We start from the raw sequence: 13,462 nt of genomic DNA, 5'->3' as shown, positions 1-13,462 counted from the left end.
GCCATGAAGATTTAAGCTCTTACCGTTTCAAACCTTCTAGTCCATTGAAATGAGAGCAACCAAATACTTGACTTACAGCACTAGCCGAAAATTGCCGTTTTTCGACGGCTAATCGCACCGAACACGCCGACCAAGATAACGAGTAAGCCAATGCTGGTGAGCCGCCAAACTCCGGAACCACCAGTAAGTGGCATTTCTCCTTGTTGAATATTCGCTAGTTTAATCGTTATTTTGTCTTTGGCTTGCTGCCCAGAATACATATTTGCCACGGGATGTTTATTTGTCCACTCTTGACGGCCAGTATTCGCAGCTGTCTCGTCGAAAAAGAGGGCACGTGCATTGCCAGTATTAGGATCCCGCACTAACTGAAATAATACGGGCTTCACCAACAAGCTATACCTCTTGCCATCGGCTCCAGTTGGCGCTTGTGTTTCAATCAGCCAATAATACTTCCCAATTTCCAGATCATTCGTTGCACGATACTCCCCGGGCTGTTCTTCCGATTCTCTTATCTCTGTGACGTCAGGGTTCGAAGGATGCGTCGCCGCTTGCCAATTTACCTCACTTTCAGCTTTGACGCTGCCATCTTCTTTCGTCGCATTAAGCAGTATAAAGTTACCGCCGGTTAACTTTTGAGCAGGCAATGAGCTATCAAGCTCGCTGGCGTCAACTTTGTGAAGTTCAAACCCGATCTTTGGGTCCTGAACACAAGCTGCTGTCGATTGGTTGTCGTCTGGGTTGCTATCTTGGTCGTTGTTTAGAACGCTGACTGTATTAGCTTTGCATTCATTCCTCCCTTGTTTAAACCGCACCGCGATGTAGACCCTCACCGTTTGATTAGGTTGGATTTGTCCAACACCGAACTGAGCTGTATTCGACCCGTCCTCGTTTTCCAGATATTCCTTAGATATTCGAACCGGGACCCCTGGATTGACCGGCTCAAGGCGATTATCCACGGTGAGGTAACTAGCAACCAGTGTTTGTGGATCGTATACATCAGGTAAATGTTCTCTAATTGAAGAGCCTGAGACCACGGTATCGCCGGAATTCTTCAATTCAATTGCCCAATAGTTATATCCAGGTCGGTCGGAAAGGTAGCGTTTTAACTGCTGCAGGATTGCATTATCCACTACGTCGAGTTGGCCGCCCAGGTGACGTTTATTCACAGTCAGATCACTGGTTGGGGCTGGATAGCGGTTCGCGTTACTCGATGCATCTGTGTTGTAAGAAAACGGCAGGTTCCATAGGATCTGTTCAACTTTAAATTCGGGACCGCCAACTGGATTTTTCACGCTGATTTGAGCGCCCCCGACTCCCCTGGACTGCCCACCGGGGGCGAACCCGAGGTTGCCATTTCCGTACGTCCATGCTTTGCCCCAAGTTGTCTGTTGTATAAGTTTTTCACCATTTGGTGCAGTCAACTGTGAATCTGACAGCGGATAATACTGAACGTTACCATTTTGCAAATCTAGGCGTTCCACCACAACCTGATTTTTTGGATACTTCTTGAGGTGGTCTGCCCCATTATCACCCAACGCTCCAGGACTCACCAGGCCCCATACATATTGGGGGTGCGAGGACAGCCTTGCGTAGTCTTCGGAGTAAACCCGATAATTTAGCTTTTCAATACGAGGTTTGCCAGCAGTAAAATTGCCGTTCGACGGAAGGGGAATTTTATACATTGTTCTGCTGCCCGAAGTTGACGAATTGGATACATAAAGGTGTCGATCATAGATCGCCCCGGCATTCAATAGCTTCCGGTCGCCTTCGTTTACGAATATATCGTTGGCATTAGAATCCAACAGAGGACCTAGGTTTCGCACCGAACCATCAACGGGGTTGATTTGAAGTAAATGCCCCGGAGGAAAGCATGAGTTTTCCGGTTTCCCTCGGTACTGGCTTACACCATATAGCCAATCATCGTCTGGATCATACGCTAAAGCATTGTATATCCAGCCACTAGTTCCACGCTCAGTAAAGTCACCCTGTCCGTGTTCCTGGATAGCTAGGACGGTTTGATCCATTCTGTCACGGTTCCGGTCGTTCGCATCTCGCGAATTTCGTGAGACCGATACATAAATTTTCGTGCCTTCTTTTTTTTCTCGTTCTGTTAGCAATCGGGGCCCTGCAGGGGATGCTAAATCTTCCTCTCTTTTCGGTGAATGATAAGGGTTTCCAAGACGCGGAGCAGTGGTTACCTGAGCTGATAAATAATCTCGCTGACGGGGAGTAGAAGAAGGGACGAGAACGTCAATCCTGCCTTCGTTGCCCACCTCTTGGTTACTAAACCTAAGGGTGACCGTCCGTCTATCACGAGAGATCTGACTATCGACACCAAAAGCCGGACCGTTCCCGGCAATTAGTTTTCCGTCGCGGTCACGAATTAACGATGCTGATGGAGTTGCTATAAATACACCTGAACGTAATCTCAGTTGGATTTCGTTCACAATACTGCCGGGCTGCAACCCCCTCAAGGTAACTCGCCTTACATTGCCGCGCTCTGGTGATACACCAGCAATAGTCGCCCCTTGAGATTGAAAGGTTTTAGTACCTGTCGGCTCACATTGTGCGGCGGAGCGGTGGGTAAGATCAACTTGCGAATCAATTGTATGCTCTTCGGCAAAAATCCCCTGCTCCTGCAGATCAAATCGGCTCGGCAATTCGTGTAACAACGCCATTCGATAATCTGCTTCATAATCAGCCTCAACGTTGAAACTCATATTTTGGGGCGGAATTGTAGACAGTGATTCAGCATCGATCAGGATGAGTTCTCGACTATCATGCTGCATAACAGTGTATGCTGTCGCTTCAAGTTCTGAACCATCTGCATTAATCTTGTCAACGCTAGAGATTTCTCCGACTCCGTCACGCACGAGACCCAAAATCATGTCAGACGATAAATACTGCAGCATATCGCCTTCATCTTCATGAACAGTAATCTCATCAGTGCTTCCAGACCTAACAACGTGAATGGTTGGTTCGCCTGCGGAATTGCTCGTCGTGGTGTCAAAAGGTGCGATTGTCTCGGCAATTTCAGAATCTGGACTCAGTTGGGTTTCAGCTGCTGAATCGTCGACTAATTGTTCATTGTCACTAAATTCTTCAAGGCTAGTTTCTGGCGACTGGGTTTCTTCTTGACCAAATGCAGGAATCACCAAAATCGACGCCAGCAAGCCCCAAATAACCAAGAACGCAGCGGCTAAATTCAACCTGGGTCGCGAATACGTCGAATACGAATCTACTTTTTTCATGTTAATTTTTCTTTCGCATAAGCACGAACCCGAACACGATTAGCCCAACACCGGCTAGAAATGCCCAAAGCACATTTGCGCCGGTAATGGCCAACTCACCATCGCCACCAGTGCGGGTTTTCTCTCCACCACCAGGATTACCTGGAGCCTCCGGATCATCCGGCCTTCCGGGTTCCCCTGGCTCTCCCGGCTCTTCTGATGTGCTCGGTGGAGTACCAGGTTTCCCCGGAGTAGCAGGCGGTGTTGCCGGATCCTCAGGCGTTGCGGGTGGAGTCGTCGGCGGCTCTGTAGGTTCGGGCTTAGTAACCAAAACATTCTCGTAGCTGTAGTTTTCGCCCATGACATCACCCAGCGGCAAAATCACCAGCTGTGGGCTGGAAAGCCGCCATTCATGCGCGTCGTCGGGAGCGAATTCCTCAATCAGATACAGTCCTGGCCCCAAACCTCGAAATTCTACGATGCCATCAGCATTAGTTTTCTCTTCGCGGCTTTCACTAAAACCTTCATGGCGTGCGCGTTGCACCGTATATTTCTTCGCGGCTTCACGGCCAAGCTCGGTTGTCGCATCCACTCCGTTGACTTTTGACAAGCGGAAGGTCAACCCCTCTACCCCACCAAACGGCTTCGCACCTGGAATCGGATCATCATGGGGATTCCGCGGCAACTTCTTAATGTTCAGCGTTTGGGAACGAGCAACATCCATCGAGTCTGCCGACAAGTTCTTATCATTACCGCTAATGACACGTTGGTCAGCATCCGCAAACGGTACGGACAGCCCAAGTGACGCAGCAACTGCTACGGCCACAGTCATTTTGCGAAGATTAATTGTCACGACGATGCCTTCCGGTCTTAGGCATTTCGGTGGCGTTCAAGCTCTTGCGCGTCGCCCTGGTCAACCCCGCGCCTTCCACATCACCGGCGGCGTCATCACCGTTAGCCGCAGCTGCTTTACGACGTTCTTTGCGGATCCAATGGATCAAAAACGCGATAGCCAACGCAGCGACGATCAACAATGCCCACATCCACCACTGCAAGATGGCGTTTTTCTGGTTGAATGCGGCTTCGTCTTCGGGATCCAGTGGTACGCGCTCAGCGTGGACAAGCAACCGGTGGGAATTCACGCCATACGGCGTACAGGTGATCAGAGTAATGAGATCTTTATCGGCTTGCTGTGCCAGACTTTCCGTCTCGTGTGGCAGGACTACCTCTGTAGAGGTCACTTGGTACTTCATCTTCTGGCCGAAGGTGTTGATGTAAACCGCGTCGCCTTCTTTCATATCAATGAGGTTGTCCCACATCGTTGACGTCGTCAGGCCGGTGTGCCCCGTAATAACCGAGTGCGTGCCCTCCCCACCAACGGGCAATGAGGTTCCGTAAAGATGACCTAGACCTTTTTGCAACACTTCTTCCGTCGTGCCGTGATAGACCGGCAAAGAGGATTCAATTGAAGGTATCGACACCTGTGACATCGCTGGCAAACCAGAAAGCTGTTCCATGTAATGCTGGTAATCCAGGTTGTCTTCAGACACACGCGACAACCAGGGGTCCAGGATTGGGCCACCAATAGAGTTGGCGTTGTATTCGTGTGCTGCTTCTATTGCTGCACTCCGTTGCTCCTCGGGAATATCCTGAAGCTGTGATTGGTAATCTTCAACAACTTTGCGCTGAATGTAGTTATTCCACTGGGTAGAAACTACTGGATAGAGAAGTACGGATATTCCCACCAGGATGATAATCGCGGGTACTACTACGCGCCGAAATACCGACGTTTGTTCTGACTGGTCAGGCGTTGCAGGCTCACGGGTGGCAAGGGTCATTGTGGCTAAACCCCGGTCTTTCTGGGTAATGGCTAAATTAATAAAGTTTTATAGTAAAAATTTGTTATGGATTCACTAAAACCCGACGCTTTATGCGCCGGGCATATAGTTGTCTTCGTTTACAGGGCAGCTAAACAGTGACTACCCTGCACGTGAAGACGAACGCTTCAGCTCAAGCTTTACGAGCTAACAGAGCTCTTAGGCCTTTGCGGAGTTACGACGAGCGGCGTAAACACCACCGGCGATGATTCCAAGACCAAGCAGAGCTACCAGCAAGATACCCATGCCACCAGTGGATGGAAGGATTGGAACCTCAGAGGTCGGACGGTTCTGAATAGTTGCCGAAACAAGGCGGACTTGACGAGCCTCCGGGCCCTCTCCAATCGTGCCCTGCGATTCCCGTAATAACGTAACTCGGGTTTCTTCTGTGAGAGTTGTATACCCTGCTGGAGCTTGGGTCTCTTTCAAACAGTATTCAACGTTTGTTTCTGGGCTTTCATTATCAACCCAGTCGCTGACATGAATTCCTTCGAATGTGAGTGTCCCCTGATTGTTGGTAGTACCTGACTGCAGAACATTGTCCGGAGTCTCACAATTGTACAGATCAAACTTTGCACCCGCCAATGGTTTTGGTTCACCTTCAGCGTCATCCGCCCGTTCTTCAATCTTTAGAACACGGATCTTACCGATATAGGTAACTACCTTATCGTTTGGGGTTTCAAACGGTTGATCGTCTGCGCCAGTTGACGGATCGCGGAAAACACCAGATTCATTGACGGAGTTCTCGATTTGTTGATCCGGTGCTTGCAACATTGTGGATTCAACGACTGCTCGGACAGTGTCGCCAGGTTGTAAACCAGCAGCAGCAGGATCCGAGATTACAATATCGAACGCTTGGTCCGCACCATTAGCCATATTCGTGGTGTTGTTTGGCAAACTAGCGTTTGAATTTACGGTGTAATGCTGATTAGGTGTCAACGGAACTGCTTGGTCTGGAGTCCCGCCCGCTGGGATACGTACGACGCTTGTAACAAAGTTTTCACCAAAAGAAAGCTCGTCAGATTTCGAAGCATCCGTAAGTTTGAAATCACGCAATACTCGACCAGCCGGAGCTGCAGGCACAAGTCCGTCCAGTGTATATGTAACCTTGGAGTCGACATTGCGACCGTCAGTCTGGTTCGATGCGTGTTTATTGGCATCGTCGACCTGCTTGGTAACCCGAACTTCAGAATTCTTCGGGTAAACGTGCACATCGGAGTTCCATCCATTACCTTGTGGGTTCGTCATTGGTACGAACGCAATGAAAGGCTTGCTCGCAACGAATGTTTGCGCACCTTCAGGATCTGGAGTTTTCGTCTCTGTTACCAAATACGCACCTGCAGGAAGATTGCTGAAATTCGCCTCTCCGGCAGCGGTTGTAGTCCTCGTTTGCTCCGTGAAGCTATCATCAAGTGCGGGTGCATCAGCAGATGCGTGTGGCTGATTGTATTCTTTTGCCAATGCTGCAAGCCGACTAAAATCACTTTGCTCGCGGATATCCCCTGCGAGTTTCTGAATTTTAAAATCGACGCCTTGCAGAGGCTGTCCACCGACTTGATCGTCCTGCTGTCCAGTACCCTGCCGCAGGGTTTGAGAGTTGACGCGCTTATGGATCGTCAGTGAGAAATTATTCCCTGCCGGAATCGTGGATGCTGGCGGCACCTGTTCGGCTGTCTGCGGCGCATCCACTGCATTCTGCGCGAACGCAGGAGCGCCAGCGCCGAACGATCCACCGAGAGTCAAGCCGACTGCAACTGCTAGAGCGAGCGGCTTCGAAATGGCTTTTGCCATGTAAGGTCCTTTCAAGCAAGAACACTGACGCTAAGGAACTGAAAGGACCACAAGTTCTCCACTAACGGAAACAGGCTCTTTCCTGCCTTCTCAGCAGTGTCATCATGAATCTAAATCAACCAATGACCGCGTTTTACGGTCATTCGGGGTTAATTTTAAGGTTTTGCTTGATGCAATAACAACATCGTTCGACGGACTCACATTTACCCCCCCCCCCCGTCGAACACCCCCAATGGACAGAAAACAAGAGTTCGCAAACTTTTTCATAGTGCGAATTAAACATCTGCTCCCAGAACCGCCTCCAAGCAACCAAGCCCATAGACAATCCACGGGGCGAATGCAAGCGAATACACCACAACAAAATCGCCAACGCCTGCACTAGCCATCCGCGAGCTCTACGAAAGTTCCCCCGAATCCACAAAAATCTCGAGCACCGTCTTTCAACGATGACTCGAGATTTCAATCTGTGCGCCATCAGGTGTCTGATTCCATGACATCGTTCCGCTCTGTCTCACGACATCCTTCCGCCCCTCAAGGCTCTGATGTGCCACAACATCGTTCCGCTGTTCTCACACAACCACCCCAACAGGGACAATGAGGACACACGCACCACCTTAGGATGTAGCGAGACATACTTCCGCCCAAAATAGAGCATGGGCAAGAAACACACTTCCAACAAAGTCATCGTCGAAACCATCCTCGCGACCGGCATGAGTCATAAAGATGCCGCCGCACTCTTTAACGTCAGCACCCGCTGGATCCGCGAACTACTCCACCGCTATCGAGAAGGTGGCTACCAAGCACTACAACCACGCTCCCGGGCCCCGCACTCCAACCCCAGACAGGTACCAGAGAGCACAGTCAAAACCATCCTCGAAATCCGACAACACCTTGAAAACACCGGCCAAGACAACGGCGCCCACACCATCCGATGGCATCTTCAACAACAAAAAATAACCCCACTACCAGCAGCATCGACTATCCACCGCATACTCAAACGCCACGGCTACGTCATCGAACAACCTCACAAAAGGCCACGCAGTTCCTGGAAACGATTCGAAGCAGACCAACCAAACGAAACCTGGCAACTCGACTACAGCCACTGCTACCTCAACAACAACCAACGCGTAGCCATCCTGACCATCATCGACGACCACTCACGCTTTGTCATCGCTTGCAAAGCCTTCGAACACGAAACCGGCACCAACGTCATCGACACCTTCATATCCGCAGGTAACAAACATGGATTCCCCAAATCCACCCTCACCGACAACGGCAGCGTGTTCACCACAAAGCTCTACAGAAAAGCCGACACTCGCAACGGCTTCGAACAGCTACTCCTCCAAATGGGCATCCAACAAAAGAATGGAACTCCATACCATCCCCAAACCCAAGGAAAAGTCGAGCGCTTCCACCAAACACTCCAAAAAGCCCTGCACGCAAGGCCATTCGCCCACAACATCGGCGAGCTAAACCAACAACTCGATGACATCATCGACTACTACAACAACCACCGACCCCACCGAGCACTCAACAGACAAACACCACCACAGGCCTACAACCGACTACCCAAAGCCCCACCACTCGACATCCCCATTGGCACCGACAATCGCCTACGGCGAGACAAAGTCGACAACGACGGAAAAGTAACCCTTCGCTGGGCCGGCAACATGCGCAAACTCTACGTCGGAAGAAAACACCGCACCAAAGAAATCATGCTCATCTGCATCAACAACGACATCACCGCCATTAACCCCCACACAGGCGAAATCTGGGGCCGATACCACTTAGACAAAACCAAAAAATACCACCGCAACCAACTCGGTGAAATCTAGAAAACGAACCCCCAAAACGAAGAAAATCTCGAGACACCGAAATAGGAACGATGTCTCGAGACTTCACATCTGTGCGGCCTGAGGGGATCGAACCCCCGACCTACTGGGTGTAAACCAGTTGCTCTTCCAGCTGAGCTAAAGCCGCATCCCTCTGTGCGAGGTACTGGTATACCATAACATGATCATCATAAACTTTGACAAATCGCCAGGTTATGCGTCATTTTATGGAGTTATAGAACGTTATACTGTAGCGCCCTTGGACTTGGTATAGCCGCGGCCCACCAAGCACGAAGCCTGCCAATCACCAAAGCGGTCAGCCTTCGTCTGCACCATTCCGGCCAGTTGGGCAGATTCAGAGATCACACCAGGTTCCACAGTGCCCGGCTTTTGCGCGCCAGGGGTCAGCAACCAGATGCAGCCGCCGTCGGCAAGCGGAGTGATCGAGTCCACCAAACCGTCGACAAGGTCCCCGTCGTCTTCCCGCCACCACAACAGGACGACGTCGCAAAGCTCGTCGGTGTCTGCATCCAACAACTCCTCGCCAATTACGTCCTCAATGGCCTCAGAAATGCTGCTGTCGCAATCTTCATCCCAACCAACTTCCTGCACCACCATGCCTTTTTCGATGCCAAGGCGCTGTGCAAGGTCCTGGGTGCGCTCCTCGCCACCCGGAGTGTCTACCACTGTGTTAATCCTTCCTGAGATTTCTCGGTTATCTGGGTTTCCCCCGATCTTCTCGGCTACAGCCTGAAGACCGCTTCAAGCCACACCCTACAACGATTAGCACCAAAAATGTGAGATACGCGTGAATATTGCGCCGTAATTACTTAGGGTTGTTCAACCATCGGTCGCGCCAGGTAGCATGTAAACAACAACCGCGTGCTCTCGCAACGCGGACTGGAACGGTGCATCAACCAAAATTTGGCTGGTAGCCGCCTCCAGGGCATACCCCAGTATTGGTGGCGCCCGCGCGCCGTACTGGTACACAACTGGTCAAGATATCTGTGCAAGGAGAACCACATGGCAGATCACTCTGATAATTCTGCAAACAGCAAAAACCCCGCGCAGGATTTCGGCAGCGACGAATCCAACCACCCACTCATCCGGGACGGCGTTGCCTCCTACCTGAACGACCAAGACCCGGAAGAGACCCGGGAATGGATGGACTCGCTCGACGGGCTGCTAGAAAACGCCTCCTCTGACCGTGCACGCTACCTCATGCTGCGCCTGCTGGAGCGCGCCTCGGCGAAACGCGTACCGCTGCCGTCGCTGACTTCTACGGACTTCGTCAACACCATCCCCACCGACCAGGAGCCAGAATTCCCGGGCGATGAGGAGATTGAGAAACGCTACCGCCGTTGGATGCGCTGGAATGCCGCCGTGATGGTGCACCGTGCGCAGCGTGAAGGCATTGGCGTCGGTGGGCACATTTCCACCTACGCTGGCGCTGCCCCACTCTATGAGGTGGGCTACAACCACTTCTTCAAAGGCAAAGACCACCCATCCGGTGGCGACCAGGTCTTCTTCCAAGGCCATGCCTCGCCAGGCATGTACGCGCGCGCCTTCCTGGAAGGTCGCTTGGATGAAGAAGACCTCGACGGCTTCCGCCAGGAAGTTTCGCGTGGCCCAAACAACGGCCTGCCTTCCTACCCACACCCGAAGGGCATGGACTGGTTCTGGGAATTCCCTACCGTGTCCATGGGCCTGGGCCCAATGAACGCCATCTACCAGGCACGCTTTAACAAATACCTGGAAAACCGCGGCATCAAAGACACATCTGACCAGCACGTCTGGGCCTTCCTGGGCGACGGCGAGATGGACGAAGCCGAATCCCGCGGCCTGGTGCACTTCGCTGCCCTAAACGGCCTGGACAACTTGACGTTCATCGTCAACTGCAACCTGCAGCGCCTCGACGGCCCAGTGCGCGGTAACTCGCAGATCATCCAAGAGCTCGAGTCCTTCTTCCTGGGCTCCGGCTGGGACGTGATCAAGATTGTTTGGGGCCGCGAATGGGACAAACTGTTCGCCGCCGACAAAGACGGCGCGCTGGTCAACATCATGAACAGCACCGCCGACGGCGACTACCAGACCTTCAAGGCCAACGACGGCGCCTACGTGCGTGAGCACTTCTTCGGCCGCGACGAGCGCACCGCCAAGCTGGTTGAAGACATGAGCGACGACGAGATCTGGGCCCTGCGCCGCGGCGGCCACGACTACCGCAAGATCTACGCCGCATACAAGCGCGCCACCGAGAAGAAAGACGGCCGCCCAACCGCCATCCTGGCACTGACCATCAAGGGCTACGGCCTGGGCCACAACTTCGAAGGCCGCAACGCGACCCACCAGATGAAGAAGATCGGCCTGGACGATCTGAAGCAGTTCCGCGACAAGCAGGGCATCCCGTTCACCGACGAGCAGCTGGAGAAGGATCCAGCCCTGCCACCGTACTACCACCCAGGCAAAGACTCCGACGAGATCAAGTACATGCTGGAGCGTCGGAAAGAACTCGGTGGCTACCTGCCGGAGCGTCGCACGAAGTATTCGCCAATCGAGGTACCACCGCTGGACAAACTGCGCAGCGTGCGCAAGGGTTCCGGCAAGAACCAGGTTGCCACCACCATGGCGCTGGTACGTACCTTCAAAGAACTCATGCGTGATAAAGAACTGGGCAAGCGCGTGGTTCCGGTCATCCCAGATGAGGCCCGCACCTTCGGTATGGACTCCTGGTTCCCAACGCTGAAGATCTACAACCCACACGGCCAGAACTACGTGCCAGTGGACCACAACCTGATGCTGTCCTACACCGAAGCCAAAGACGGCCAGATGCTGCACGAAGGCATCAACGAGGCCGGCTCGGTGGCATCATTCACCGCAGCTGGTACTTCCTATGCCACCCATGGCGAGCCGATGATTCCGCTGTACATCTTCTACTCGATGTTCGGCTTCCAGCGCACCGGCGACGGTATCTGGGCAGCTGGCGACCAAATGGCCCGCGGCTTCCTGGTGGGCGCCACCGCAGGCCGCACCACCCTGACCGGTGAAGGCCTGCAGCACATGGACGGCCACTCGCCAATGTTGGCCGCCACCAACCCAGCTGTGGTTACCTACGATCCAGCCTTTGCCTACGAAATCGCGCACCTGGTGCACCGCGGCATCGACCGCATGTACGGCCCAGAAGGCGGCGAGGACGTCATCTACTACCTCACCGTGTACAACGAGCCAATGGATCAGCCAGCCGAGCCAGAAGATCTGGACGTGGAAGGCCTACACCGCGGCATCTACCACTACAACACGGCCGAATCCGGCTCCATCCCAGCCAACATCTTGGCCTCTGGTGTGGGCATGGTCGAAGCCCTGCGCGCACAGAAGATCCTGGCCGAAGAATTCGACGTCAAGGCGTCGGTATTCTCCGTGACCTCCTGGATCGAGCTGGCCCGCGAAGCTGCCGCACGCAACAAAGAAGCGCTGCAGCAGGGCAAGATCAACCCAGAAAAGCCATTCGTGACCAAGCAGTTGGAAGGCTTCGACGGCCCATTCGTTGGTGTTTCCGACTTCGGCACCGACCTGCAGAAGAAGCTGCGCCCATACGTGCCGGGCACCTACACCGCACTAGGTGCAGACGGCTTCGGCTTCTCCGATACTCGCGAGGCTGCACGCCGCTACTTCAACATCGACGCCGAGTCCATCGTCGTCGCTACTCTGTTGAACCTGGCCAAGGAAGGCACCGTGGACGAAGAAGTTGCCGAGAAGGCAGCCAAGAAGTTCCACTTGGATGATCCGACCAAGGCCTAAGATGCTGAGGCCTAGGCTGTAGCTGGTTAGGTCTTGCCGGTTAGTTGGCTAGTTGGCCAGCGTGCTTGCTGGCTGGCCAGCCTAGCTAACCAGGCCAGCAGCTGTGCCCCGGCTGGAGGCTTTCGCGTTATTCACCGCGTAGAGTCCTCTTTCCGGGGTTTTACTATGTACATCTCCGGCCAAGGTGCCAAGAGCTAAACCTGGCTACCGCACCTGCACAGGTCTATAACGAAGGCCTGTCTTGTCCTTGCCCATAAAATGTCGTTGCACCCCGTAATATAAAACAACGTATTATCCCCAAATTGCTCAAAGAATTGGATTCGTGAAACGATGTCTAGCCCATCGCCGCAGCAGCGCCAACAACTGCAAGATGAACTCACCCGTGCGGTGGGCACGGGGCGCATCAACATCAAGCAATTCGATTATTTGATGGGCATCGTGTGGTCATCAGAGTCGTTGGCAGATTTTGACTTCATCCGGCGGGATTATCTGGGGCAGGTTGCACAGCCGCATCAGCATGCTAGCGCTGCTGTTAGGCCTAATACTGGCAAGTTGTCTTCTCCGGTGCCACTGAAGACGACTCTGGGCACGATAGATCTAAACGGGAATTGGCGGGTTCCTGAGCGCCAAGAGTTTGTTGTAAATGCAGGCACTCTCCGTATTGATCTCCGCCAGGCGCGTGCAGACTCCCTAGTTACTGAGTTCAACATTACGGGCAGAATGGCGACGATACACATTCTCGCTCCCGCGGGGGTCGCATTCGAAAACCGTATGACGAACAATATTGCTTCAACATTCGATATTGACCACACCGACCCGAACCCGAATGCTCCACGCGTAATTCTCACCGGGACGATCTCATGGTCATCGATAAAAATTCGTCGAGCTAATGGGAAGGAAAATTGGTGGAAACGTTTACTGGAGTAACGAGCCGAGT

Annotated in this window: 8 protein-coding genes and 1 tRNA gene; 3 read left to right on the top strand and 6 right to left on the bottom strand. The window is 52.9% G+C overall.

The annotated features are described in order from the left end of the window. Positions 1-80 precede the first annotated feature (80 nt). The 4 genes from HMPREF1292_RS05945 to HMPREF1292_RS05930 all read right to left on the bottom strand — a co-directional run bounded on the left by HMPREF1292_RS05945 (position 81) and on the right by HMPREF1292_RS05930 (position 6,898). Positions 81-3,251 carry a hypothetical protein gene (locus tag HMPREF1292_RS05945; protein WP_023019145.1) on the bottom strand — a complete coding sequence of 1,057 codons (3,171 nt, stop codon included), beginning with the start codon at positions 3,249-3,251 and terminating at the stop codon, positions 81-83. A gap of 1 nt (position 3,252) precedes the next feature. Then, on the bottom strand, positions 3,253-4,062 hold the full coding sequence (locus HMPREF1292_RS11085) for a hypothetical protein (protein WP_051137377.1): 810 nt from the start codon (positions 4,060-4,062) through the stop codon (positions 3,253-3,255). A 10-nt stretch (positions 4,063-4,072) separates the two neighbouring features. Further along, positions 4,073-5,068 carry a class C sortase gene (locus tag HMPREF1292_RS05935; protein ID WP_023019143.1) on the bottom strand — a complete coding sequence of 332 codons (996 nt, stop codon included), beginning with the start codon at positions 5,066-5,068 and terminating at the stop codon, positions 4,073-4,075. A 198-nt stretch (positions 5,069-5,266) separates the two neighbouring features. Beyond that, on the bottom strand, positions 5,267-6,898 hold the full coding sequence (locus HMPREF1292_RS05930; RefSeq protein WP_023019142.1) for a SpaH/EbpB family LPXTG-anchored major pilin: 1,632 nt from the start codon (positions 6,896-6,898) through the stop codon (positions 5,267-5,269). A 653-nt stretch (positions 6,899-7,551) separates the two neighbouring features. Here HMPREF1292_RS05930 and HMPREF1292_RS05925 point away from each other — a divergent pair. Further along, complete coding sequence (locus HMPREF1292_RS05925; RefSeq protein WP_023018532.1) at positions 7,552-8,733, top strand: IS481 family transposase; 1,182 nt, start codon at positions 7,552-7,554, stop codon at positions 8,731-8,733. A gap of 72 nt (positions 8,734-8,805) precedes the next feature. On the opposite strand, the gene HMPREF1292_RS05920 is transcribed toward HMPREF1292_RS05925, so the two are convergent. Then, a tRNA-Val gene (locus tag HMPREF1292_RS05920) sits at positions 8,806-8,878 on the bottom strand. A 95-nt stretch (positions 8,879-8,973) separates the two neighbouring features. Beyond that, positions 8,974-9,417 carry a DUF3052 domain-containing protein gene (locus HMPREF1292_RS05915; RefSeq protein WP_023019141.1) on the bottom strand — a complete coding sequence of 148 codons (444 nt, stop codon included), beginning with the start codon at positions 9,415-9,417 and terminating at the stop codon, positions 8,974-8,976. Positions 9,418-9,753: 336 nt separating this feature from the next. On the opposite strand from HMPREF1292_RS05915, the gene aceE reads away from it, so the two are divergent. Together aceE and HMPREF1292_RS05905 are read left to right on the top strand one after the other, a co-directional pair. After that, positions 9,754-12,525: a pyruvate dehydrogenase (acetyl-transferring), homodimeric type gene (gene aceE / locus HMPREF1292_RS05910; protein WP_023019140.1), complete on the top strand. Its 2,772-nt coding sequence runs from the start codon at positions 9,754-9,756 to the stop codon at positions 12,523-12,525. A 330-nt stretch (positions 12,526-12,855) separates the two neighbouring features. Continuing rightward, positions 12,856-13,452 carry a hypothetical protein gene (locus tag HMPREF1292_RS05905; protein WP_021352390.1) on the top strand — a complete coding sequence of 199 codons (597 nt, stop codon included), beginning with the start codon at positions 12,856-12,858 and terminating at the stop codon, positions 13,450-13,452. Positions 13,453-13,462 lie beyond the last annotated feature (10 nt).

This window comes from Corynebacterium sp. KPL1995, assembly GCF_000477935.1.
GTDB classification, from domain to species: domain Bacteria; phylum Actinomycetota; class Actinomycetes; order Mycobacteriales; family Mycobacteriaceae; genus Corynebacterium; species Corynebacterium pseudodiphtheriticum.
Note: the sequence above shows the minus strand (reverse complement) of the source record. Positions and strands in the feature narration are given on the sequence as shown.